Raw genomic sequence first — 22,605 nt, 5'->3', positions numbered from 1 at the left:
GGACGCGGACATAGTGAAGGGGCTTCCTCCCAGACCCCGGGGTCGCAGTTCTCCCAGACCCCGAGGACTCGAGACGGAGTGGTGACCCCCGGGTGACCACGTGTCCGTCCGCTGGGAGGACATCTGCATTCCTCGTGGCCTTCGCCACGGACCGCCCTCCTTCGCGGGACGCGACCGTCTCGGCCGCCATGGTCGACAACTGTCACGAGGAACACACCCCATGAACGATCCGTCCGAACTGCGCCACGCCTTCGCCGAGTGGCTGGACCCCCGAGGCGCCACTTCTGTCAACGGGACCGCTCCGCACCAGCCAGCAGCACCGTCGACGGCGGTGTCACCCGACGCCTCCGTCCCGATCGCCCGCCGCACCCCCGGTGAGCTGTTGTACGCACTGTGGGACGACCAGACCCCCCTCCCCGCGGGACTGCGTGACCTCCATGCGCTCCCCGCGGAGACCTCCTACTCCGACCTCGCACGGATCCTGTACGTGCACTGGGACACCGGCGACGTCAACTCGCTCGAGGTCGCCCGCGACGGCCTGTCCGATCGCGACACCCAGGACCTGCACGCCGAACTCGAACAGGTCCGTCGGACCGGAATGGCGACCGCATGACGGCCGTCCTGCCGACCCAGTCCGCCCCCCGCCATCGCCTCGCCACCGCCGACCTCGCCGAGTTCGACGAGCCGCGCGAGCCCCCACGCAAGGCCGCCAAGGTCGTGCCGTGCCCGATCCTGTACGTGACCAACGGCCCGTCGGCCGGTCGCGTGCTCCGACTCGAGCTCGACCGCGCCACCATCGGTCGTGACCGCAACAACGCCTACGTGCTCGATCATCCGAGCGTGTCGCGCATCCACGCCCGACTGCAACTGCTGTCCGGCGTGGTGATCCTGACCGACCTGGGGTCGTCGACCGGCACGTGGGTCGACGACGAGCCCGCCACGACACCCACGGTGCTCTCCCACGGTGCGCAGATCCGGTTCGGTCCGGTCGAACTGGTCTTCGAGAACCCGGTCGCGGCCTGCCGTGACGAGGAGGACACCGAGGTCCACGAGATCGTCGAGGAGGACCCGGTCACGCTGTCGCCCCGCAAGATGGACGTCGTGCGACTGCTGGCCGAGGGCCTCACCAACGCCGAGATCGCCGACCGGCTCGGCCTCGCCGAGCTGACCATCAAGTCCTACACCGACGAGCTGTACCGCGAGCTCGACGTCCACAGCCGTGCCGCGGCAGTCGCCGAGGCCATCCGGCTGGGCCTGCTCTAGGAGTCGGGGCCGTCCGGGGCTGCTGGTGACGTGCGCGCCACCACGGCCCCGGAGGTCGCCTCGGCGAGTGCGGCGACGAAGTCGTCGACCACGATCGTGGGGACCGCCACGAGCCGGTGCACGCGAGCGCCGTAGTCGGTGCTGACCGCCACCGTGTCGTGCGCGGCGACCACGGCCTCGACCCGGGACGTCAGGTCCCAGTCGTGCACGAACGCGAGCCGTGTGCGCCGACGTCGCGTCCGCACGTCGGCCGCGGCGATCGCGGTGGCCGCGGTGTCCCCGTAGGCCCGGACCAGTCCACCGCTCCCCAGCTTCGTCCCGCCGAACCAGCGGGTCGCGACGACCACCACGTCGACCAGGTCCGCACCGTCGAGGTGGCGCAGCATCGGGGGACCGGCCGTCCCGCCCGGCTCGCCGTCGTCGTCGCTGCGACCGGTGCCGTCGGCTCCCCGCCAGGCCCAGCAGTGGTGGCTCGCGTCGGGTTCGCGTGCGCGGACCCGGGCGACGAACGCCCGCGCCGCCGCGACGTCCGCGACGGGTGCCAGGTCGCCGACGAACCGCGATCCCCGGATGCGGTCGAGTTGGACCCGGACCTCGCCGGCCACGGTCCGGACCAGGTCACCGGGCACCGCGTCGGGCGGATCGGTCACCACCAGGCGCTGCCCGGCTCGGCACCCTTGAACGGGCCCACGACTGACGAGGTCACCCAGCCACCGTAGAAGTCACCCTGCACGGCCCGGACCACCTCGTCGTCGACGAGGCAGCGGTCCATCCGGCCCGGGTAGAAGCAGACCGTGCTGGCCAGCGGCTCGTACCCGGCGGTCGGCTGGGGGTAGGTCCAGCCCGCGGCGGGCGCGACGGTGCCGTCGCGCCCGACGACGTCGAAGTAGGTCGCCACGCCCTTGAACTCGCAGAAGGTGCGTCGTGGGTTGGCCTGCAGGGCACCCTCCACGACGTCGTCCAGGGGCAGCGCGAACACCGGGGGATGGCTGGTCTCGAGCACCCGCCACCCGTGCCGGGTGTCGGCGATCGGCCCGCCGCCGAACTCGACGACGACGTGGGCGTCGGTGCGTTCCAGTCGGGGCGGTCGGGGATAGTCCCACACCGACTCCTGGCCGGGTCCGGCGGGGTCCGGCGTGGGGCGTCGACGGGTGGTCACGGGGCCCTCGCTCGTCGCGGCGGCAGGATCGGTGGTTGGAGGATCGTACGGACCGGGCGGTGGCGGGGACCGGGGGGACCCGCCACGATGGACCCATGATGACCAACACCTCCGAACCCACCACCCCCGAGACCGCTGGCGTCGTGCTCGACCTCGACGGCACCCTCGTCGACTCGGTCTGGCAGCACGTGGTCGCCTGGCAGGCCGCGCTGGCCGCCGCGGGACACGACGTGGCCCAGGCCCGCATCCACGCCGGCATCGGCATGGGCAGCGACCGGCTCGTGCCGTGGCTGCTCGGCGACGACGTCGACGACGCCGCCGACATCGCCCAGGACCACACCCGCCGGTTCCTCGACCTGTCGTCGTCCCTGCGCCCGACCCGCGGCGCCCACGCGCTGCTGGCCGACCTGGAGCGTCGCGACGTGCCGTTCGTCGTGGCGACGTCGGCCGGCGGCGACGAGCGCAGCCGCCTCCTCGAGGTGTTGGGACGCAGCGACCTGCCGGTCACCGACGCCGAGGAGGTCGACAGCTCCAAGCCCGCACCGGACCTCGTGCTGGCTGGCTGTCGACAGGGCGGGTTCGCCCCCGACTCGGCCCGGATGGTCGGCGACGCGCCGTGGGACGCCGTCGCGGCCGTTCGTGCCGGGGCGACCGCCATCGCCGTGCGGTGCGGGGGATTCCCCGACGCCGTCCTGCGCGAGGGTGGCGCGACCCGGATCGTCGACGACCCGGCGGAGCTGGTCGGCCAGCTCTGATCTGCGGTGTCTGTGGCCGCCGGCCGGGTCCGACCCCCGTTCGGACAGTCGCGGGCGACCGTCCCCGTCGCACACTGGAAGGACACCCATCGACGACGAAGGGATCCGCCATGCCCGCAGGAGACCACGGACCGTCCGTGAAGGACGACGAGCAGTACGAGGCGCTTCGCGACCAGGGCGCATCGAAGGAGAAGGCCGCACGGATCGCCAACACCGACCGGTCCACCGCCGGCGAGCGCGGGGGCAAGGCACCTGCATACGAGGAGTGGACGGTCGACGACCTGCGCGACCGGGCCGCCGAACTGGACGTCGAGGGCCGCTCGGACATGACCAAGGACGAGCTGATCGACGCCCTCCGCAACCACTGACCGCGTCGGTCCCATGGGCGGGGTCGACCGCGGGTCGGCCCCGCCGCGCCATGCCCGTACGCTCCCGTGCGTCGACGCCCCCGACCACGCGAGACGACGCCCATGGGCATCACCCTGTACCCGGCCGTGGACATCCGCGACGGCCGCGCCGTGCGCCTGACCCAGGGCGCCGCGGACGCCGAGACCGTCTACGACGTGGACCCGGTCGCGGCCGCGACGCGGTTCGCCGACGACGGGACCACGTGGTTGCACGTCGTCGACCTCGACGCCGCCTTCACGGGCGAGCCCCGCAACCGCCACCTCATCGAGGCGATCGTGGCCGCGACCGACGTGCGGGTCCAGGCGTCCGGAGGTGTGCGCACCATCGACGACGTCGAGGCCAGCCTGGGCTACGGCGCGGAACGCGTGGTGGTCGGGACGATGGCGCTGACCGACCCGGACTTCGTCCGCGAGGTCCTGGACCGGGTCGGGCCGCGACTGGCCATCGGGCTCGACGCGCGTGGTGACGTGTTGCAGGCCCGCGGCTGGACCGAGGAGGCCGGTGACCTGTGGGAGGCCATCGACACCTTCAGCGCGATGGGCGTGCCGCGGTTCGTCTACACCGACGTGGCCCGTGACGGCATGCTGGCCGGGCCCAACCTCGAGATGCTGGCGAAGGTCGCCGATGCCACCGACGCCGCGGTCACCGCGTCCGGCGGCGTGTCGTCGCTGGACGACATCGCGGCCCTGGCCGACCTCCACGAGCGGGTCGACGCCGTGATCGTCGGCAAGGCGCTGTACGCCCAGGAGTTCACCCTGGCCCAGGCGCTCGACGTGGCGGCCGGGACCGCGTCGTGACCGTCGCTGCCCGGGTCATCGCCTGCCTGGACGTGACCGGCGGCCGGGTCGTCAAGGGCGTCAACTTCGTCGACCTGCGTGATGCCGGCGACCCGGTCGCGCTGGCCGCGGCCTACGACCGGGCCGGCATCGACGAACTGGTCTTCCTCGACATCACGGCCTCGTCGGACGAGCGCGACACGATGGTCGACGTCGTCAGCCGGGTCGCCGACCAGGTGTCGATCCCGTTCGCGGTCGGCGGGGGGCTGCGCAGCGTCGACGACGCCCGCACCATGCTGCACGCCGGGGCCGACAAGGTGGCCTTCAACACCGCGGCCGTGCGGCGCCCCGAGCTGGTCGCCGAGGCGGCCGCCTCGGTCGGCTCGCAGTCGGTCGTCGCCTCGATCGACGCCCGGCGTGTCACCCCCGACGCCCCCGACGAGGTCCGCGCCGCCGCCACCAGCGGGTTCCACCTGACCACCCGGGGAGGTCGGGTGGCCGAGGCCATCGACCTGGTCGACTGGTGTCGCCGGATGCAGGAGCTGGGTGCGGGCGAGATCCTGCTGAACTCGATGGACCGGGACGGCACCAAGGCCGGCTTCGACGTCGAGATGACCCGCGCGGTCACCGACGTGGTGACCATCCCGGTGATCGCCTCCGGTGGTGCCGGCAGTGCCGAGCACCTCGCCGAGGCGATCGTGGAGGCGGACGCGAGCGCCGTCCTGGCCGCATCGATCTTCCACTTCGGCGAGGTCGGCGTCGACGAGGCCAAGGACGCGATGGCCACCGCCGGCATCCCCGTCCGGCGGACCTGACGCCCGGGTCAGCCGGACGTGCCCGACGGTCCCGGCATGCCGGCCGCGACGGCGGTGACGGCCCGGGGGACCAGCGCCTCGAGCCGGTCGGCGACCGCGGCCACGTACTGCTCGCGTCCACAGGCTGAGCACCGCACCATCGGCGCGACCGGCACCAGCGTCACCACGGTGGGGCCGTCGTCGTCGACCACCGGTGTCTCGGTGGTGCGTGGGGGCAGGGCGAGGTCCTCCCCGCAGTTGCCACACGTGTCCCGGCGAAGCAGGCGACGTCGGCCGGCCACGAGCAGCTGGCCACGCAGGCTCGCGACCAGGTGGTCCGCCAGGCCGTCGTCGACCACCGTGACGTGCCCATCGTCGCAGACCTCCACGCCGACGCCCTCCAGTCGCAGGACGACGATGCCGTCGTCGACCTCCACGGGGGGCGCGATCGCGCGACGCCGGGGGCGGCCGCACGGACAGGCGTGCACGGACACGGGCACTCGATCGTTGGTGGTCACGGGGTCGTACGCCGGCCACGGTAGGACCCCGGCTGCCGACCGAGCGCCCCCGTGCCGCCGATAGGCTCGCCGTCGTCGTCGACCAAGGCCACGTGGTGGCGAGTCCTGCATCCTCGACGCCGACCTCCTCCGCCCCCGGTGGCCGGTCCGGCGGTTCGGCCGAGCTCGCCTCGGCGGCCAACCCGCTGGTCGACCAGCTGGCCTTCGACGACCGCGGGTTGCTGCCCGCGGTGGTGCAGGACCACGCCAGCGGTGACGTCCTGATGGTCGCCTGGATGAACGCCGAGGCGGTCACGGCCACCCTGGACGAGGGTCGGACGGTCTTCTGGTCCCGGTCGCGACAGCAACTGTGGCGCAAGGGTGAGACCTCCGGCCACGTCCAGCACGTCGTCGACCTGCACGTCGACTGCGACGCCGACACCCTGCTGGTGACCGTCGACCAGGACGGGGTGGCCTGCCACACCGGCGCCTGGACCTGCTTCCATCGTCGCCCTGCCGACCTGACCGCCCCCGACCAGGACCCCGCATGAGCGTCACCCCCGACCGCGAGACCTTCCTCGCCCTCGCCGCCGACCACACGGTGGTGCCGATCCACCGCGAGCTGCTGGCCGACCTCGACACCCCGCTGTCGGTGTACGCACGGCTGCGCGGTGACGGTCCGACCTTCCTGCTGGAATCGGCCGAGCACGGGCGCAACTGGGGTCGCTACTCGTTCATCGGCACCGACCCGCTGATGACCCTGCGCGGCCGGGGCGGCGAGGTGGTCATCGAGGCCGAGCCCGGGATCGCGGTCCCGGACGCCGCCCGCGACGCCGACGGCCCGCTGGCCGCCCTCGACGCCCTCGTCGGCGCCCTGCACGCGCCCGACTTCCCGTCCCTGCCACTGCACGGCGGCGCGGTCGGCGTCATCGGCTACGACGCCGTCCGCGAGGTCGAGGACATCCCCGACACCGGCACCGACGACCTCGGCCTGCCCGACGTGCTCATGATGGTGCACCGCCACGTCGTGGGGCTGGACCACCTGCGCCAGACGATGACCGTGGTCACCAACGTGGTCGTGGGCGACGACCCGGCGACGCAGTACGACGAGGCCGTCACGGCGACCGACGCCCTGGTCGAGCGCCTGGCGACGTCGGTCGCGTCCTCGCCCAAGCCGCCACCCGTCCTGGGCGAGGCCGCGCCGTCCACCTCCAACCTCGCCGCCGGCGAGTACGAGGCCATGGTGGAGCGGGTCAAGGAGCACATCGTCGAGGGGGACACGTTCCAAACCGTGGTGAGCCAGCGGCTGTCGGCGTCCATGGAGGCCGACCCGTTCGACCTGTACCGGGTGCTGCGCGTGATCAACCCGTCGCCGTACCTGTTCTACTTCGACTTCGAGGACTTCCAGGTGGTCGGGTCGTCGCCCGAGGCGCTCGTGCAGGTCAAGGGCCGCCACGTCGAGACCTGGCCGATCGCCGGGACCCGACCCCGTGGCGCCACCGAGGCCCAGGACCGCGAGCTCGAGCGCGAGCTGCTGGGCGACGCCAAGGAACGCGCCGAGCACGTGATGCTCGTCGACCTCGGACGCAACGACCTGGGCCGGGTCTGCGAGATCGGTTCCGTCGAGGTCGACGAGATGATGGTGGTCGAGCGCTACAGCCACGTCATGCACCTGGTCAGCTCGGTGACCGGGACGCTGCGCGACGGGCTGAGCCCGGTCGACGTCCTGCGCTCGGTGTTCCCGGCCGGGACCGTGTCCGGCGCCCCGAAGGTCCGGGCGATGCAGATCATCGACGACCTCGAGCCGTCCCGTCGCGGGGTCTACGCCGGTGCGGTCGGCTACGTCGACTTCTCGGGCAACCTCGACACCTGCATCGCGTTGCGCACGGCGGTGGTCAAGGACGGGGTCGTGCACGTCCAGGCCGGGGCCGGGATCGTCGCCGATTCGGACCCGACCACCGAGCAGCAGGAGTCCCGGGACAAGGCCGGGGCGCTGCTGTCGGCCGTCGCGGCCGCGGAGGCGTGGCGTGACCCCGTCGGTGGGGGAGCGGGCACGTGACCGCCTTCCTCGACCTGCTGCTCGACGAGGCCCGGACCAGGGTCGCCGCCGACCGCGCCCGCGAGGGCACCGACGCACTGGCCGCACGGATCTCCGGCCCGGCCCCTCCGTCGTTCGCCGACGCCCTGCGAGCGCCGGGCGTGGCCGTGATCGCCGAGGTCAAGCGGGCCTCGCCCAGCAAGGGCGACCTCGCCCCCGACCTCGACGCGGTGGCCCAGGGACGCGCCTACCGGGATGCCGGGGTCGCCGCGATCTCGGTGCTGACCGAGCCCGACCGGTTCAAGGGCAGCCTCGACGACCTCGTGGCCGTCTCCGCGCTGGGCACGCCGACCCTGCGCAAGGACTTCACGGTCGACCGTCACCAGATCGTGCAGGCACGCCTGGCCGGCGCGTCGGCGGTCCTGCTGATCGTGGCCGCACTGGACGACGACGAGCTCGCCACGTTCGCCGACGCGGCGGCCGCGCTCGACCTGTCGGTCCTGGTGGAGGTGCACGACGAGGGCGAGCTGGCCAGGGCGCTCGCGATCGAGCCGGCCGTGGTCGGCGTGAACGCGCGTGACCTGCGCACCTTCGAGGTCGATCGGGACGCCTTCGCCCGGCTGCGGCCCGCCATCCCCGACGACGTGGTCGCGGTGGCGGAGTCCGGGGTGCGGGGTCCGGCGGACGTGGGGGCCGCGGCGGCAGCCGGCGCCGACGCCGTGCTGGTGGGTGAGTCCCTGGTCGTCGCCGACGACCCCGAGGCCGCCGCCCGTGCCCTGGTCGATGCCGGACGGGCGACCGCCGGCGTGGGGGGCGAGTCGACCGGGGGTCCTTCCAGGGGTCTGGGGCGATGGTGATCGGCCGGTCCGCCCATCGCGGACCGGCCCCGACACCGACGAACGTCCTGCCCGTCCCGACGGACGTGGCACCCTGACGGCGATGCAAAGGCCCCTGTCATGACACACGCACCGACCCACCACCCGCCCCGATCCTCCAAGATGAGCCCACCGCCGCCGTCGGAGCGGCCCGGCTACTTCGGCCGCTTCGGTGGCCAGTTCGTCCCCGAGGCGCTGTTCGGCGCCATCGAGGAACTGGCCGACGCGTGGGCCGACGCCAGCGCCGACGAGGCGTTCACCGACGAACTGGACCGGCTGCGGCGCCACTACGGCGGGCGTCCGACGGCGCTGTACCTCGCCGAGCGGCTCAGCGAGGAGGCCGGCATCGCCACCTGGCTCAAGCGCGAGGACCTCGCCCACACCGGCTCGCACAAGCTCAACAACGTCGTCGGCCAGGCGCTGCTGGCCAAGCGAATGGGCAAGCCCCGCATCATCGCCGAGACCGGGGCCGGCCAGCACGGCGTGGCGACCGCGACGGCGGCCGCGCTGTTCGGCCAGGAGTGCACGGTCTACATGGGCGCCGAGGACTGTCGTCGCCAGCGCCTGAACGTGGTCCGGATGCAACTGCTCGGCGCCGAGGTGGTCCCGGTCGAGTCCGGGACCCGCACCCTCAAGGACGCCATCAACGAGGCGTTCCGGGACTGGGTCTCCAACGTCGACACCACCCACTACCTGATCGGCTCGGCCATGGGGCCGCACCCGTTCCCGACGATGGTGCGGACCCTGCAGTCGGTGATCTCGCTGGAGTCGCGGGCCCAGTTCGCCGAGCAGGTCGAGGAGACCACCGGCGTGGCCGGCGCGCTGCCGGACGCGGTGATCGCCTGTGTCGGTGGTGGCTCCAACGCCATCGGGTCCTTCGCCGACTACATCGACCACCCCGAGGTGGCGCTGATCGGGATCGAGGCGGCCGGACACGGGGTCGGCTCGGGACACTCGGCCGCGACCATCACCGAGGGCCGCGAGGCGGTCCTGCACGGTGCGCGCCAGATCGCCCTGGTCGACGACGACGGGCAGGTCCAGCCGGCCCACTCGGTGTCGGCCGGGCTGGACTACCCCGGCGTGGGCCCCGAGCACGCCCACCTGGCCGACACCGGTCGGGGGACCTACCTGTCGGCCACCGACGACGACGCCCTGTTGGGCTTCCGCCGGACGTCGGAGCTGGAGGGCATCATCCCGGCGCTCGAGCCCGCACACGCGGTCGGATGGCTGCTGCGGCACGGCCACGAGGTGCTCGACGACGACGCCCGGGTCGTGCTGACGATGTCCGGACGCGGCGACAAGGACGTCGACGAGGTGGTCCGGGTCGCGGGATGGGACGTCGGCGTGGACCTCGACGAGGCCGACAAGGTGGTGGACTGATGGCCGACGAGCCGATCCGGATCGTGACCGAGGACCTGCGCGACGCCATCGCCGACGGCGAGGTCGCGCCCAGCGCGGTCGACGAGACCGACGACATCCCTCCCGAGCGCGTGGTGGACCCCGCGGACGTCGCGGCCGAGCGTCCCGACGGCGCCGGCCGCGTGGCCCACGCGTTCGCCGCCGCCCGGGCGCAGGACCGTGCCGCCCTCGTCATCTACCTGCCGGCGGGGTTCCCGGACCACGACACCTCGCGTGCCTGCCTGGCCGCGGCGGCCGAGGCCGGAGCCGACGTCCTGGAGGTGGGCTTCCCGTTCTCCGACCCGGTGATGGACGGTCCGATCATCCAGGCCGCCAACCAGCAGGTGCTGGAGCGTGGCGTGACGGTCGCCGACCACCTCGCCATGTGCACGGTGCTGACCGACGAGGTCGACGTCCCGGCACTGGTGATGACCTACGTGACCATCGCCGATGCGCACGGCTACGGCCGCTTCGCCGACGAGCTGGCCGCCGCCGGGATCGCCGGGACGATCCTTCCCGACCTGCCGGTCGACGAGTCCGGGCCATGGGACGACGTCGCCGCCGGGGCCGGACTGGCCTCGGTCCTGATGGCGTCGTCGGTGTCGTCGGACCGGCGGCTCGACGCCATCGCCGGGTCCAGCACGGGCTTCATCTACGCGACGGGGCTGCTGGGCGTGACCGGCGTGAAGTCGGTGGCACGCCGGGCCAGCGAGGACCTGGTGGACCGCCTGCGGACCCGCACCGACACCCCGATCGCGGTCGGGGTCGGGGTCAAGGACGCGCAGGACGCACGGGCGGTCGCCGGCTTCGCCGACGGGGTCATCGTCGGCTCGGAGGTGGTCGCCGTCGTCGCGGACGGCGCCCCGGCCGGGGCGCCCGATCGTGTCGCCGCGCTGGTCGCCGAGCTGCGCCGCGGGGTCGAACAGGGCTGACGTCCGCCCCCGCCAGCATCCTTCCGCACGAGCGGGCGGGGTCGGCATTCCGCCACCACCCCCGACGAACGTCGGGGTTGACGGCACCGTGTCGGTTGGCATTGACGACCTCTGCCCCTACGGTGGAGGTCGTGACGAGGTGGACCCGCCCGACCCCGGTCCGACGGGTCCCGCCGCTCGTGTCGCCGCCTCCCGCTCCGGTCCGCGGGGCGGGCTGCGTCGCGGGGCGCGCGCCTCGTTGCGCATGACGCACCGAGTTCGAGGACCGGGACGACGAAGGACCACCGCGTGAGCCACATCGACGTCAAGGGCCTGACCAAGGTGTTCGGGAACCATCCCGAGCGCGGGGTCGAGCTGGCCCGGCAGGGCAAGTCCAAGGACGAGATCCTCGCCGAGACCGGCCAGGTGCTGGCCGTCAACGACGTCTCGTTCGACGTCGACCAGGGCGAGATGTTCGTGGTCATGGGCCTCTCGGGTTCCGGGAAGTCGACCGTGATCCGCATGCTCAACCGCCTGATCGAGCCGACGTCCGGGACGGTCGATCTCGACGGCGAGCGCATCAGCGACATGTCGATGTCCCGGCTGCGCGAGGTCCGCGCCCAGAAGATGTCGATGGTGTTCCAGCACTTCGCGCTCTTCCCGCACCGGACCGTCGGGGACAACGCCGCCTACGGACTCAAGATCCAGGGCGTCGACGAGGCCGAGCGCCGCGAGCGCGCCGAGGGGGCGCTGGCGCGCGTGGGCCTGTCCGGGTGGTTCGACCGCTACCCGTCGGAGATGTCGGGTGGCATGAAGCAGCGCGTCGGGATCGCCCGCGGGCTGGCCACCGATGCCGACATCCTGCTGATGGACGAGCCGTTCTCGGCCCTGGACCCGTTGATCCGACGGGACATGCAGGACCTGCTGATGGAACTGCAGGCCGAGCTGTCCCGCACCGTCGTGTTCATCACCCACGACCTCAACGAGGCCATGCGCATCGGGGACCGGATCGTGGTGATGAAGGACGGCGCGGTCGTCCAGGTGGGCACGGGGGAGGAGATCATCCACGACCCCGCGACCACCTACGTCGCCGACTTCGTCGCCGACGTCGACCGGTCCCGGGTCCTGACCGCCTCCCTGGCGATGCATGAGCCCAGCGCCACCTTCGGGCCCGACGCGACGCCACGCGAGGTCCTGGACCACCTCGACACCTCGGAACGCAATGGTGTGTACGTCGTCGACGACGACAACCGCGTCCTGGGGGTGGCACGCGACCAGGAGATGGCGGCGGCCATGCAGGCGAACGCCCCGACCATCCGCGACCACCTGGTGGACGCCTATGCCACCGCGTCTCCGGACACCCTGCTGGACGACCTGTCCGCCATCGCCGCCCGACACACGGTCTCGATCGCCGTCATCGACGACGAGGGACACCTGTTGGGCACCGTGCCACGCCCCGCGCTGCTGCGGGCCCTGGCCGGGGACCGCCGGATGGACGCCACGCGTGGCTCCGACGGCCCCGCCCGGGACCAGGTCGAGGCACCGTCCGAGGACGCCACGACGAGTCGGGAGGTGCCGGCATGAGGCTGCTCGCACAGGACGCCCTGTTCCCGGACTGGAACATCACCGAGAACGTCGGCAATGCGTGGGACGCCTTCGTCGACGCCAGCGAGGTCGTGTTCGACGCGCTCTCGACCTTCCTCGACGACACGCTCGTGTCGTCCGTCGAGTGGATCCTGACGACCCCCCCGCCGATCGTGGTGATCATCGCACTGGCGTTGGTCGCGTGGTTCTCCAAGGGCTGGAAGCTGGGGCTGGGGACCTTCGTCGCCTTCTGGGCCATGCAGTCGATCGGCTACTTCGAGCCCACGATGGAGTCGCTGGCGATCGTGCTGGTCGCCGCGCTGATCGCGCTCGTGATCGGGGTCCCACTGGGGATCCTCGCGAGTCGATCCGGACCGGCGTCCAAGATCCTGCGACCCGTCCTGGACTTCATGCAGACCATGCCGTCGTTCGTCTACCTCATGCTGGCCGTCGCGCTGGTCGGGGTGGGCGCCGCCGGTGGCGTCCTGGCCTCGGTGATCTTCGCGATGCCGCCGGCCGTGCGCCTGACCGAGCTCGGGATCCGCCAGGTCGACAAGGAGGTCGTCGAGGCCGCCGAGGCCTTCGGGGCCACGCCCGGCGAGGTCCTGCGCCAGGTCCAGTTGCCACTGGCGCTGCCCACGATCATGGCGGGCGTCAACCAGGTCATCATGCTGTCGCTGTCCATGGTCGTCATCGGCGGCCTGGCCGGTGGGGGCGGGATCGCCGGCAACGTCGTCGAGGGCGTCACCCGACTGGACTTCGGGCTGGGCATCGTCGCCGGCCTGTGCGTCGTCGTGCTCGCCGTCTTCCTCGACCGGGTGACGTCGGCGCTCGGCGGCGACGACGGCGCGGCAGCCGCCGCCTGATCCGTCCACACCACCACCAACCACCACACACACCACGAACCAACGAGAAAGGAACCCCGTGCATCACGCACGATCGCGCACGATGAAACTGTTGGCCACCCTGTTCGCCGGAGCCCTGGTCCTCGCCGGCTGCGGCGACAGCGACGACGGCAGCGAGGGCGGCGACACCGAGTCGACCGCCACCGAAGGTGCCGCCACCGAAGCCGCCGGCTCGGGCGAGATGGAGTGCCCCGGCGAGGCTGGTGACGGCGGGACGATCAGCGTCGCGTCCATCGGCTGGACCGAGGACGTCGCCGTCAATGCCCTGTGGACCGAGCTCGCGGCCGCCTGCGGCTACGAGTGGGAGAGCACGACCGCCGAGGTCGGCAGCATCTACACGGGTGTCGCCGATGGCGACTTCCACCTGTTCATGGATGCCTGGCTCCCCGCGACCCACGCCGACTACTGGGAGCAGTTCGGTGACCAGATCACCGACCTCAACGTCTGGTACGAGGAGGCGCCGCTGACCTGGGCCGTCCCGACCTACGTGGCCGAGGACAACGGCATCTCGACGATCGCCGACCTGGCCGACAACGCCGACCTGTTCGGCGGTGAGGTGACCGGCATCGAGTCCGGCGCCGGCCTGACCCGCATCTCCAAGGAGGAGGTCATGCCGACCTACGGCCTCGAGGAGAACTTCACGCTCGTCGAGTCGTCCACCTCCGCGATGCTGTCGGCACTCGGCGACGCCATCGACGACTCCGAGCCGATCGTCGTGACCCTGTGGGAGCCCCACTCGGCCTACGCCAAGTGGGACCTCACCAACCTCGAGGACCCGGAGGGCGCGCTCGGTGAGCCCGACGAGATCCACACCATCGCCGCCGAGGGCTTCGAGGACGAGTTCCCGTCGATGGCCGGCTGGCTGTCGAACTTCACCATGACCGGTGAGCAGATCTCCGACCTGGAGCTGGTCATCGAGGACGCTGGTGAAGGCGGCACGCCCGAGGCCGTCCAGCAGTGGATCTCCGACAACTCCGACGTCGTCAACGAGTGGTTCGCCTGAACCAGCCACGATGTCGGCGGGCGTGACGCGCTCGACGAGCACCACGACGGCGGGCGACCGGGAACTCCGGTCGCCCGCCGTCGACGTGTGTCGAGGGGGGTGGGCGTCGGCCCTCGTCAGCCCTCGTCGGAGGTCGTCTCGGACGCGTCGTCGACCGTGGCCTCGTAGGTCCGCGTGGCCACCCCGTCAGGGGGCGCGGCGACGTCGGTGAAACCCTCGGGGTAGGTGACCGTGTCCGGGTCGCCGTCGGACACGAACGCCCGGCCGTCCTCGTCGAGCCAGTCGAGCCAGCCCCACCAGTCGATGTCCTCGGCGCCCCACGGGCCGTGGGCCGGCACGCGCATCACCGATTCCGGCTCGTAGTCGACGTGGTTGGGTGACGAGTCGGGCATCCAACCCACCTCGAAGACCAGTTCGTGGTCGTAGGAGGTGCCGTCGCTGGAGGTGCCCGCGAGGGCGAGGTCGTCATTGGCGGGGTGGACGCCGAAGGGCAGTGTCAGCGTGTCGACCGTGGCCTCGGGGACCAGCTCGGTGACGTTGTCGACGTTGTCGCCCAGCTCGTCCTGGACCTCCTGGTCGGACAGGTCGCCCAGGCTGGTGTGGCTCACCGTGTGGTTGGACAACTCGTAGCCGTGGTCGACCAGCCACTGCAACTTGGCCGCGATCTCGTCGTCCTCGCTGCTGCCGAACGGCGTGTTCCAGTTGTAGGCGAACACGGCCGTGGCCCGCCACCCCTCGTGCTCGGCGGCGAAGTCCTCGAGGATGCCGACGACCGAGTCGGGATCGGGGGTCTCGCCGTCGTCGGCCCACTGGAAGTGGTTCGGGGTCGAGTCGTCGAAGGTCAGCACCACCGGGCGGGTCCCGGCCGGGATCGGGAACGTCGCGTCGCGGTACTCCCGGGTCGTGACCGGGCGGTACCCGCGGTCGTACAGCTCCTGGAGCTGGGCCTGGAACGTCTCGGTCGTGTTGGCGTAGTCACCGTCGGCATCGGCCCCGATCGTGTGCCACTCGCTGACCATGACCCGGCCGATCTCGTTGACCGCCATGTCGGCGAGCTCGTCGTCGGACAGGTCCTCGACGGGGGCGAGGCCGTCGACCGTCCCCGGACCCGCTGCCGCCGTCGGCGACGCCGAGGGAGTCGGGACGGGTGTGGACGTGGGGGACGCGTCGGGTGCGGCCGAGGCGGGCGTCGTCTCGGCCGGGGTGGTCGGCGGTGCCTCGTCTCCCGAGCAGGCGGCGAGGAGGAGCCCGGCGACGAGCGCGGGCACGACGAACTGCTTCACGATGTGCTCCGTGGACGAGGTGGAGGACCCCGGTGGACGGCGTGACGCCGGACCGGACGACACGCGCCGCGGACGATACCCCCGCTCACCGTCACCAGCATGGCCCCCCGTGTCCGTCCGGACCCGCCCGTCGCCTTCCGTGTCCTGGTCTGCGGGGCGACGCAGTGTCCGGCACCTGCGCTGGATGTTGCGAGCCCCTGGCGAGCAACTCCAATGTGTTCGGAGGGTGCCTCGTCCGGAGCGCAACGGGCATCGACGAACACGCGGCTACCATCACCGTCCCGGCGCGCCGCGAGGCGTGCAACCGGAACGCCCGGCCCCGGTGGTGGAACTGGCGAGACACGCGGGACTCAAAATTCCGTGGCCGCAAGGCCGTGTGGGTTCGAATCCCACCCGGGGTACGACACGGTCGGGTGAACGGTGGGTGCAGGATGCAGTGGCGACGACGACGGCTGGAACGCTCGATCATGCGGGTGACGGACCGCATCGAGCGGGTCGAGGCCGAGCTCGAGGTCCTGCGCGCCCAGGCTGGACAGTTGGCGGCCGACGCCGACGACGCGGCCGTCACCGCGGCCGTCCGCCCCGGCGGACCGACCAGCCGTGAGGCCGACCGTGCCACGGCCGCCAATGACAATCACCGACGACTGTTGGACGAGCACCGCGCCACGCTCGCGGACCTGCGCCGCACGCGTGACGACCTGCTCGACCAACTCTGAACCCCTTGCCGACGGTGCCGCGCAGGCCCGCACGTGACGTGCAGCCTGCCCGGACACCACGGTGCTGGCGCGTGCCAGCCGAGGAGCCATCGTGACCGACTCGACCGACGACCGCGCGACCCGCGTCCTGATCGCCGAGGACGAGGCGCTGATCCGCCTCGACCTCAAGGAGATGCTGCTCGAGGAGGGCTTCGACGTCGTCGCCGAGGTCGCCGACGGCGCGTCCGCCGTCCGCCTGACCCGCGAGCTGCGCCCCGACCTGGTCATCCTCGACGTCAAGATGCCGGTGATGGACGGCATCGCGGCCGCCGAGGAGATCGCCAAGGAACGGTTGTCGGCGATCCTCATCCTCACCGCGTTCAGCCAGCGCGACCTGGTCGAGAAGGCCCGTCGCGCCGGTGCCATGGCCTACCTCGTCAAGCCGTTCCAGAAGCACGACCTGCTGCCCGCCGTCGAGATCGCCGCCGGCCGGTTCCGCGAGATGAGCGGGCTGGAGGACGAGGTCGACAGCCTCCAGGACCGCCTCGAGGTCCGCAAGCTGGTCGACAAGGCCAAGGGCCTGCTGATGGACAAGCAGGACATGAGCGAGTCCGAGAGCTTCCGGTTCATCCAGAAGCAAGCGATGGAGCGGCGCGAGACCATGAAGCAGGTCGCCCAGGCCGTCATCGACCGCCTGTCGTAGTCAGCAGCCCACGTCCGGTCGGTTGGGGAGTTGGTGCCCGCTGGTGGGGGCAGAGACGACAACCGACGGGGGTCGGCAGCCCACGTCCGGTCGGTTGGGGAGTGCGTGCCCGCTGGTGGGGTGGATCCGACAGCCGACTGGCCTGGTCACATGCGGAAGATGCCGTAGGTGGAGCTTGGTGACGCGGGGGCGTCGGTGGCGGCGAGGGCGAGGGCGAGGGTGGGACGGGTGTCGATGGGGTCGATGATGCCGTCGTCCCACAGGCGGGCGGTCGCATAGTAGGGGTTGCCCTGGTGTTCGTACTGGTCGCGGATGTCGTCCATGAACGCGGCCTCGGTGTCCGGGTCGACCTGCTCCCCCCGTGCCTCCATGCCGTCGCGGCGGACCGTGGCCAGCACGTTGGCCGCCTGGTCGCCACCCATCACCGAGATGCGCGCGTTGGGCCAGGTGAACATCAGGCGTGGCTGGTAGGCCCGTCCGTTCATGGCGTAGTTGCCGGCGCCGTGGGACCCGCCGATCACGACCGTGTAGGTCGGCACGTGGGCGTTGGCGACGGCCATGACCATCTTGGCGCCGTCCTTGGCGATCCCGGCGGCCTCGTACTCGCGCCCGACCATGAACCCGGTGATGTTCTGGAGGAAGACCAGGGGGACGTCACGCTGGTTGCACAGCTGGACGAAGTGGGCGCCCTTGAGCGCCGACTCCGAGAACAGGATCCCGTTGTTGGCGATGATCCCGACCCGGCGACCGAACAGCCGGGCGAAGCCACACACCAGGGTGGTCCCGTACCGGGGCTTGAACTCGTGGAAGCGCGAGTCGTCGACCAGCCGGGCGATGACCTCGCGGACGTCGAACGGGGTGCGCGAGTCGGTCGGCACCAGCCCGTACAGCTCCTCGGGATCCTGCGCCGGTGGCACCGGGTCGGCGAGGTCGTCGGGTGGTCGTGGGGTGCGGTTGAGGTTGGCGACGATGTCGCGGGCGATCGCCAGGGCATGGCCGTCGTCGCCGGCGAGGTGGTCGACGACGCCGGACTCGGTGGCGTGCAGCAGCCCGCCCCCCAGGTCCTCGGCCGTGACGACCTCTCCGGTCGCGGCCTTCACCAGCGGGGGTCCACCGAGGAAGATCGTGCCCTGGTCGGCCACGATCACGGTCTCGTCGCTCATCGCCGGGACGTAGGCCCCTCCGGCGGTGCACGAGCCCATCACGACGGCGACCTGGGGGATGCCGGCGGCCGACATCCGTGCCTGGTTGTAGAAGATCCGCCCGAAGTGGTCCCGGTCGGGGAAGACCTCGTCCTGGCGGGGCAGGAACGCGCCCCCGGAGTCCACCAGGTAGACGCACGGCAGGTCGTTCTCCAGGGCGACCTCCTGGGCGCGCAGGTGCTTCTTGACCGTCATCGGGTAGTAGGTGCCGCCCTTGACCGTCGCGTCGTTGGCCACGACCACGCAGCGGGTGCCGTTCACCGAGCCGATCCCGGTGATGATCCCGGCCCCCGGCGCGTCGCCGTCGTACATGTCGTGCGCCGCCAGCGGCGACAGTTCGAGGAAGGGCGTGGCGTCGTCCAGCAACGACTCGACCCGGTCACGTGGGAGCATCTTGCCGCGATCGACGTGCCGTCGGCGGCTGCGCTCGGACCCGCCCCGTCCGGTCGTGCGGCGGCGCTCCGCGAGCTCGGCGGCCAGCGCCCGGTGGTGGGCATCGTTGGCCGCGAAGTCGTCGTCACGAACGGCGGCCCGGCCGATCCGTGGCGCGGTTGCGGTGGTCGCGGGACGCGTGGTCACGACAGGCGCTGGGCGACCATGCCCGACACGCGCTTGCCGTCGGCACGGCCACCCACCTCGGCCATCACGGTCTTCATGACCTGGCCCATGCCGGAGCGGTCGGTGGCGCCGGTCTCGGCGATGGCCCGGTCGACGATCGCGCCGAGCTCGTCGTCCTCGAGCTGGGTGGGCAGGTAGTCGGCGTACACCTCGGCCTCGTACTCCTCGGTGTCGGCCGACTCGTCGCGGCCGCCCTCGCGGAACGCCTGGGCGGCCTCGCGGCGCTTCTTCACCTCGGTCTGCACCATGCGGACGATCTCGTCGTCCGACAGCTCGCCCTGGGGGCCCCGGCCGGCCTCGACCGCGGCGTTCTTCATGCTGGCGACGAGGAGGCGCAGGGCCGCCATCCGCTCACGGTCGCGGGCCTTCATGGCCGTCTTGAGGTCGTCGGTGATCTGGGTCTGCAGGCTCACGGGATTCCTCGGTGCGTACGGTCGCGGGAGGGTCGGGTCGACCGCTCACGGTAGTCGCCACCCACCTCGGACCGCCCCTCCCTCCGTCGAGTGTCGGATCCATGCCCGCCAGCGGGCACGAACTCCCCAACCGACGTGGGGTGGACACGACAACGCCCCCTCCACGGGGAGGGGGCGTTGCGGTGGTACGGGGAGACGGACTAGCTGGCCAGCGAGCGGCCGGCGGCGACGACCGTGTCGACGGTCTTGCGGGTCGAGGTGACGGCCGCCTTGACCTGCGACCGGGCGTTGCCGGCCTGGTCACGACCGGCGCCCAGGGCGGCGTCGGCGATGTTGGTCACGGAGGTGACGGCGGCCTTGACCTGGCTGCCGGTGTTGCCGGCCTGGTCACGGCTGGACGCCACCGCGGTGTCGAAGCCCTTGCGGGTCCCGTCCAGGATCGCGCCGACGGTCTTGCGGCTGGAGGTGGCAGCGGCCTTGACCTGGCTGCGGGCGGTCCCGGCCTGGTCGAGGGCGGCCTTGTTGGCCTCGAGTGCGGTCTTGCGCACCGAGGTGGCGGCGGCGCGCACCTGGCGGCGGGTGTTGCCCGCCTGGGCGACGACCGGCTCGAAGGTGGTGGTCACGCGCTTGACCTGCGGGGTGTCCAGCAGGTCGGCCGTGGCCTTGCGGCCGTCGGCGACGCGTGCGTCGAAGTTGGCGCGGAAGTTCGCGGCGGCCTGGTCCATGCCGGCGCGGGCCTGGGTCGCGGCGGCCTCGCGGTTGCGGGGCAGCTGCGACGGGACCTTGCTGGTGAACGAGACGACCTCGCTCACGGCACCGGCCCAGGCGTAGCCGACCTGCTGGGCCAGGACGCGCGGCTCACGGCCACGGACCGGGGCGTCGGGGCCGGTGGCCTCGAGGACCGGGTCGGCGGGGGAGGTGGCGCGCTTGGCGTTGGTCTTCTTCGCGGCCGCCTTCTGGGCGGTCTTGGGCGCAGCCTTGGTGCTGGCGCCCTTCTTGGACGTGGCCTTGGTGCTGGTGGCCTTCTTGGTGGTCTTGGTGGTCGTGGTGGCCATGGTGTGGACCTCGCGTGTGGGTGGAGGGTGGGTGATCGGTTCCAGCGATCGGGTGGAGAGACGGACTGGGAGCCGGCGGACCGCGTTGGCGATCGTTGGGTGTTCCGTCTCCCCGCCGAATCGCTGGCGGGGCTGCATCACCGGGAATGGTAACGGGGAGTGCTAACTATTGCAAGCAGAGTGCTTGCAATCGTCGTCCGTTCGGCGGGGGCCGTGTGGCCATCGACCGTCTGGCCGGGGCGCGCGGGACTCAGGTGCCGAGGTGCACCGGGAGGTGGTTGCCCATGACGAGCTGGACCGGGCCGAGCCGCAGGTCGAACGCCTGGTCGGCGACGCCCAGCACCCGGCTCCACCAGTCGGGGTGCGCGGCCATCAGGGCACCGGGCACCAGCAGCTCGACGGCGCTGGGCAGCGAGGTCGACGGTTGCGGTCCGACGATGCGGTACCCGCTCGACGCGAGGTCGTCGTCGCTGACCCGCGTGTGCTCGGTCCGCCCGACCGCGACGGTGACGACCTGGTCGTCGGGGACCGGGGGGAGGCGATGGATCCAGCCGGCGTCGTCGCAGCGGACGCGCACCAGGGCGGAGCCGGCGGGTGGTGCCAGCGCCTCGTCCATCACCATCGTCGCCAGTCCGGTCCTCGGGGAGACGCGATGGTCGCACGCCGGCCGGCGCAAGTCACGGACCCGGCGCGGGTCCGGTGGCCCCGCCCCCCAGCACGGTGGTCCGGTGCGCCGCTCGACCATCCGGTCTTCCTATCCTCGGGGTCGGCCACGGGGACCACCGTGGCCACGGCGAGGACGGGACGGACGTGGACCGCGAGGTGGAGGCAGGGGGCCCCACGGGGGTCGTCGACGTCGGCGACGCCGTGGGCGTGCTCCTGCTGACCCGCGCCCAGGAGCGGCTCGACCGGGTGACCCATGCCCGGTTCACCACGTTCCGGGAGGGGGCCCGGGGCGGGTGGGACGCCGCCGCGAGACGTCGCCTGGTGGACACGCTCGCCGACGGGGCACCCGCCGTGGTCGACGGGTCCCCGGTGCGTGAGCGCCTGGCGGAGCGACGGTGGCTGGCGTGGTTCCCCCGACCGTTCGGGCCACACCACGCCGTCAACGTGGCGGGCGAGGCGGTCGGCTGGACGGCCGCCCGGTGCCCGGGGATCCGGGTCGTGCGCACCCACCTCGCGGCCCGGTCGTGGCAGGCCGAGGTGCTGCAGGCGGCCGGACCGTTCGCGGCCACGGGATGGGGCGGGCGTCGCCTCCGGGGATGGGTCGCGCGGGGCGATCGCCTGGAGGACGACCAGGTCCAGTGGGCCTGCGTCGTGGAGGTGACCAGGGACGAGCGTGAGCTGGTCCGGGCCTGGGCGTGGGGGCGAGGTCCCGTCGCGGCCGGGTCGGCCGTGGCGACGACCGCCGCCGCGACCCTCGACGCGCCCTGGGAGGCGGGCATGCCGGCACCGACCCTGGCCGCCGGCGACGCCCGGCGCCTGCTCGACGCCCTGGCCGGCGCCGGCGTGCTGCGCTGGTCGGTCACCGGCCCGGACCCCCGGTGACCGGGCCGGGCGCCCCCAGCCTGCTGGGTGACGAGGAGATCCGGGGCGAGGTCGTCGGGGTCCGCTACCGCGACGAGACGTCGGGGTTCGGCGTGGTCGAGGTGATGCCGCGCGACGGCGACTCGCTGGCGGCCAGCGGCCCCCTCGCCGACCTGGTGGACGGCCAGCACGTCCGGCTGGTCGGGCGATGGAAGGACCATCCCACGCACGGGCCGACCTTCGAGGCGGTCTTCTACGAACAGATCGCGCCCGACACCGAGGCCGGCCTGCGCGCGTTCCTGACCTCGGAGCGGTTCGCGGAGATCCCGGCGAGCGTCGTCGACCGCGTCCTGACCGTGTTCGGCAAGCGGGCCGGCGTCGTGATCGACCGGGAGCCGTCGCGGCTGGTCGACGAGGCCAACGTGGCCGAGGACGTCGCCGACGACCTGCACCGTGCCTACGTTCAGGGGCGCAGCCTGGCGGAACTGGTGTCGCTGCTGGAGCCCGCCCGGGTGCCGATGGCGGTCGTGCGGGGCGCCCATGCCGTGTTCGGCGCGGGTGGCGCCGAACGACTCCGGGACGAGCCCTACGACCTGTTGGAGGTCGACCGGGCCCGGTTCGCGCATGCCGACGCCCTGGCGCGCCACCTGGGCTTCGACGCGACCGATCCGCGTCGGCTCGCGGCCGGGGCGCGCGCGGCGGTCGGTGCGGCACGACGCCGCGACGGCCACCAGCTGCTGGTC

General features: G+C 72.3%; 26 protein-coding genes and 1 tRNA gene. 19 read left to right on the top strand and 8 right to left on the bottom strand.

The window, feature by feature from the left end; genetic code table 11:
* Nucleotides 1-220: 220 nt before the first annotated feature.
* A complete protein-coding gene (locus KR546_RS11970) occupies nt 221-613 on the top strand; it encodes a hypothetical protein (RefSeq protein ID WP_238444942.1) in 393 nt (130 codons plus the stop codon).
* Nucleotides 610-1,263, top strand: coding sequence for an FHA domain-containing protein (locus KR546_RS11965; RefSeq protein WP_238444941.1), 654 nt, complete (start codon nt 610-612; stop codon nt 1,261-1,263). The genes KR546_RS11970 and KR546_RS11965 overlap by 4 nt, the downstream gene beginning before the upstream one ends.
* Here the strand turns inward: KR546_RS11965 and KR546_RS11960 are convergent.
* Complete coding sequence (locus tag KR546_RS11960; RefSeq protein ID WP_238444940.1) at nt 1,260-1,913, bottom strand: IMPACT family protein; 654 nt, start codon at nt 1,911-1,913, stop codon at nt 1,260-1,262. The two genes, KR546_RS11965 and KR546_RS11960, sit on opposite strands and share 4 nt — an antisense overlap.
* Complete coding sequence (locus KR546_RS11955; protein ID WP_238444939.1) at nt 1,910-2,422, bottom strand: DUF427 domain-containing protein; 513 nt, start codon at nt 2,420-2,422, stop codon at nt 1,910-1,912. The genes KR546_RS11960 and KR546_RS11955 overlap by 4 nt, the downstream gene beginning before the upstream one ends.
* Before the next feature lie 95 nt (nt 2,423-2,517).
* On the opposite strand from KR546_RS11955, the gene KR546_RS11950 reads away from it, so the two are divergent.
* The 4 genes from KR546_RS11950 (at nt 2,518) to hisF (ending at nt 5,176) form a co-directional block, all read left to right on the top strand.
* Nucleotides 2,518-3,177, top strand: a complete 660-nt coding sequence (locus KR546_RS11950) for an HAD family hydrolase (RefSeq protein WP_238444938.1) — start codon at nt 2,518-2,520, stop codon at nt 3,175-3,177.
* A gap of 110 nt (nt 3,178-3,287) precedes the next feature.
* Nucleotides 3,288-3,545, top strand: coding sequence for a DUF7218 family protein (locus KR546_RS11945; RefSeq protein ID WP_238444937.1), 258 nt, complete (start codon nt 3,288-3,290; stop codon nt 3,543-3,545).
* Nucleotides 3,546-3,647: 102 nt separating this feature from the next.
* Nucleotides 3,648-4,382 carry a 1-(5-phosphoribosyl)-5-[(5-phosphoribosylamino)methylideneamino]imidazole-4-carboxamide isomerase gene (gene hisA / locus KR546_RS11940; protein ID WP_238444936.1) on the top strand — a complete coding sequence of 245 codons (735 nt, stop codon included), beginning with the start codon at nt 3,648-3,650 and terminating at the stop codon, nt 4,380-4,382.
* The gene (gene hisF / locus KR546_RS11935) at nt 4,379-5,176 is read left to right on the top strand and encodes an imidazole glycerol phosphate synthase subunit HisF (RefSeq protein WP_238444935.1); all 798 of its coding nucleotides are present in this window, start codon (nt 4,379-4,381) and stop codon (nt 5,174-5,176) included. Before hisA ends, hisF begins: the two co-directional genes overlap by 4 nt.
* 8 nt (nt 5,177-5,184) lie before the next feature.
* Here hisF and KR546_RS11930 read toward each other — a convergent pair whose 3' ends face one another.
* Entirely contained in the window at nt 5,185-5,592 is a 408-nt protein-coding gene (locus KR546_RS11930) for a hypothetical protein (protein WP_238444934.1), read from the bottom strand.
* A 176-nt stretch (nt 5,593-5,768) separates the two neighbouring features.
* On the opposite strand from KR546_RS11930, the gene hisI reads away from it, so the two are divergent.
* The 8 genes from hisI to KR546_RS11890 all read left to right on the top strand — a co-directional run bounded on the left by hisI (nt 5,769) and on the right by KR546_RS11890 (nt 14,366).
* Nucleotides 5,769-6,203 (top strand): phosphoribosyl-AMP cyclohydrolase, encoded by a 435-nt coding sequence (hisI, locus tag KR546_RS11925; protein ID WP_238444933.1) that lies wholly within the window; start codon nt 5,769-5,771, stop codon nt 6,201-6,203.
* Complete coding sequence (gene trpE, locus KR546_RS11920) at nt 6,200-7,711, top strand: anthranilate synthase component I (RefSeq protein ID WP_238444932.1); 1,512 nt, start codon at nt 6,200-6,202, stop codon at nt 7,709-7,711. The genes hisI and trpE overlap by 4 nt, the downstream gene beginning before the upstream one ends.
* Nucleotides 7,708-8,547, top strand: coding sequence for an indole-3-glycerol phosphate synthase TrpC (gene trpC, locus KR546_RS11915; protein WP_338019147.1), 840 nt, complete (start codon nt 7,708-7,710; stop codon nt 8,545-8,547). The genes trpE and trpC overlap by 4 nt, the downstream gene beginning before the upstream one ends.
* Nucleotides 8,548-8,646: 99 nt before the next feature.
* Nucleotides 8,647-9,945: a tryptophan synthase subunit beta gene (trpB, locus tag KR546_RS11910; RefSeq protein WP_274388006.1), complete on the top strand. Its 1,299-nt coding sequence runs from the start codon at nt 8,647-8,649 to the stop codon at nt 9,943-9,945.
* On the top strand, nt 9,945-10,895 hold the full coding sequence (gene trpA / locus KR546_RS11905; RefSeq protein WP_238444931.1) for a tryptophan synthase subunit alpha: 951 nt from the start codon (nt 9,945-9,947) through the stop codon (nt 10,893-10,895). Before trpB ends, trpA begins: the two co-directional genes overlap by 1 nt.
* Nucleotides 10,896-11,183: 288 nt before the next feature.
* Nucleotides 11,184-12,458, top strand: a complete 1,275-nt coding sequence (locus tag KR546_RS11900; RefSeq protein WP_238444930.1) for a quaternary amine ABC transporter ATP-binding protein — start codon at nt 11,184-11,186, stop codon at nt 12,456-12,458.
* The gene (locus tag KR546_RS11895) at nt 12,455-13,324 is read left to right on the top strand and encodes an ABC transporter permease (protein ID WP_238444929.1); all 870 of its coding nucleotides are present in this window, start codon (nt 12,455-12,457) and stop codon (nt 13,322-13,324) included. Before KR546_RS11900 ends, KR546_RS11895 begins: the two co-directional genes overlap by 4 nt.
* An 82-nt stretch (nt 13,325-13,406) precedes the next feature.
* Nucleotides 13,407-14,366: a glycine betaine ABC transporter substrate-binding protein gene (locus KR546_RS11890; RefSeq protein WP_238444928.1), complete on the top strand. Its 960-nt coding sequence runs from the start codon at nt 13,407-13,409 to the stop codon at nt 14,364-14,366.
* A gap of 116 nt (nt 14,367-14,482) precedes the next feature.
* Here the strand turns inward: KR546_RS11890 and KR546_RS11885 are convergent, their stop codons facing one another.
* The gene (locus KR546_RS11885) at nt 14,483-15,649 is read right to left on the bottom strand and encodes a polysaccharide deacetylase family protein (protein WP_238444927.1); all 1,167 of its coding nucleotides are present in this window, start codon (nt 15,647-15,649) and stop codon (nt 14,483-14,485) included.
* Nucleotides 15,650-15,965: 316 nt separating this feature from the next.
* Here KR546_RS11885 and KR546_RS11880 point away from each other — a divergent pair.
* The 3 genes from KR546_RS11880 to KR546_RS11870 all read left to right on the top strand — a co-directional run bounded on the left by KR546_RS11880 (nt 15,966) and on the right by KR546_RS11870 (nt 17,047).
* Nucleotides 15,966-16,050 (top strand) — tRNA-Leu (locus tag KR546_RS11880).
* A 30-nt stretch (nt 16,051-16,080) separates the two neighbouring features.
* Nucleotides 16,081-16,365: a hypothetical protein gene (locus KR546_RS11875; RefSeq protein WP_238444926.1), complete on the top strand. Its 285-nt coding sequence runs from the start codon at nt 16,081-16,083 to the stop codon at nt 16,363-16,365.
* An 88-nt stretch (nt 16,366-16,453) separates the two neighbouring features.
* Nucleotides 16,454-17,047: an ANTAR domain-containing response regulator gene (locus KR546_RS11870; RefSeq protein WP_238444985.1), complete on the top strand. Its 594-nt coding sequence runs from the start codon at nt 16,454-16,456 to the stop codon at nt 17,045-17,047.
* 146 nt (nt 17,048-17,193) lie between these two features.
* Here KR546_RS11870 and KR546_RS11865 read toward each other — a convergent pair whose 3' ends face one another.
* The 4 genes from KR546_RS11865 to KR546_RS11850 form a co-directional block, all read right to left on the bottom strand.
* Entirely contained in the window at nt 17,194-18,789 is a 1,596-nt protein-coding gene (locus tag KR546_RS11865) for a carboxyl transferase domain-containing protein (RefSeq protein WP_238444984.1), read from the bottom strand.
* A gap of 35 nt (nt 18,790-18,824) precedes the next feature.
* Nucleotides 18,825-19,280, bottom strand: coding sequence for a GatB/YqeY domain-containing protein (locus tag KR546_RS11860; protein ID WP_238444925.1), 456 nt, complete (start codon nt 19,278-19,280; stop codon nt 18,825-18,827).
* Nucleotides 19,281-19,480: 200 nt separating this feature from the next.
* Entirely contained in the window at nt 19,481-20,335 is an 855-nt protein-coding gene (locus KR546_RS19315) for a hypothetical protein (RefSeq protein ID WP_274388005.1), read from the bottom strand.
* Nucleotides 20,336-20,585: 250 nt separating this feature from the next.
* The gene (locus KR546_RS11850) at nt 20,586-20,957 is read right to left on the bottom strand and encodes a hypothetical protein (RefSeq protein WP_238444924.1); all 372 of its coding nucleotides are present in this window, start codon (nt 20,955-20,957) and stop codon (nt 20,586-20,588) included.
* A gap of 188 nt (nt 20,958-21,145) precedes the next feature.
* Between KR546_RS11850 and KR546_RS11845 the strand changes: the two genes are divergently transcribed.
* Complete coding sequence (locus KR546_RS11845; RefSeq protein ID WP_238444923.1) at nt 21,146-21,883, top strand: hypothetical protein; 738 nt, start codon at nt 21,146-21,148, stop codon at nt 21,881-21,883.
* On the top strand, nt 21,880-22,605 hold a 726-nt coding region (locus tag KR546_RS11840), incomplete at its 3' end, for a helix-hairpin-helix domain-containing protein (protein ID WP_238444922.1). The genes KR546_RS11845 and KR546_RS11840, both read left to right, overlap by 4 nt.

This window comes from Salsipaludibacter albus (genome assembly GCF_019798055.1).
Lineage (GTDB): Bacteria > Actinomycetota > Nitriliruptoria > Nitriliruptorales > Nitriliruptoraceae > Salsipaludibacter > Salsipaludibacter albus.
Note: the sequence above shows the minus strand (reverse complement) of the source record. Positions and strands in the feature narration are given on the sequence as shown.

What these genes read in the sequence shown, in the direction of transcription:
- KR546_RS11970 (WP_238444942.1), top strand. Translation starts at nt 221, where the DNA reads ATGAACGATCCGTCCGAACTGCGCCACGCCTTCGCCGAGTGGCTGGAC.
- KR546_RS11965 (WP_238444941.1), top strand. Translation starts at nt 610, where the DNA reads ATGACGGCCGTCCTGCCGACCCAGTCCGCCCCCCGCCATCGCCTCGCC.
- KR546_RS11950 (WP_238444938.1), top strand. Translation starts at nt 2,518, where the DNA reads ATGATGACCAACACCTCCGAACCCACCACCCCCGAGACCGCTGGCGTC.
- KR546_RS11945 (WP_238444937.1), top strand. Translation starts at nt 3,288, where the DNA reads ATGCCCGCAGGAGACCACGGACCGTCCGTGAAGGACGACGAGCAGTAC.
- hisA (WP_238444936.1), top strand. Translation starts at nt 3,648, where the DNA reads ATGGGCATCACCCTGTACCCGGCCGTGGACATCCGCGACGGCCGCGCC.
- trpE (WP_238444932.1), top strand. Translation starts at nt 6,200, where the DNA reads ATGAGCGTCACCCCCGACCGCGAGACCTTCCTCGCCCTCGCCGCCGAC.
- trpB (WP_274388006.1), top strand. Translation starts at nt 8,647, where the DNA reads ATGACACACGCACCGACCCACCACCCGCCCCGATCCTCCAAGATGAGC.
- trpA (WP_238444931.1), top strand. Translation starts at nt 9,945, where the DNA reads ATGGCCGACGAGCCGATCCGGATCGTGACCGAGGACCTGCGCGACGCC.
- KR546_RS11895 (WP_238444929.1), top strand. Translation starts at nt 12,455, where the DNA reads ATGAGGCTGCTCGCACAGGACGCCCTGTTCCCGGACTGGAACATCACC.
- KR546_RS11890 (WP_238444928.1), top strand. Translation starts at nt 13,407, where the DNA reads ATGAAACTGTTGGCCACCCTGTTCGCCGGAGCCCTGGTCCTCGCCGGC.
- KR546_RS11875 (WP_238444926.1), top strand. Translation starts at nt 16,081, where the DNA reads ATGCAGTGGCGACGACGACGGCTGGAACGCTCGATCATGCGGGTGACG.
- KR546_RS19315 (WP_274388005.1), bottom strand. Translation starts at nt 20,335, where the DNA reads ATGGCCACCACGACCACCAAGACCACCAAGAAGGCCACCAGCACCAAG.
- KR546_RS11850 (WP_238444924.1), bottom strand. Translation starts at nt 20,957, where the DNA reads ATGGTGATGGACGAGGCGCTGGCACCACCCGCCGGCTCCGCCCTGGTG.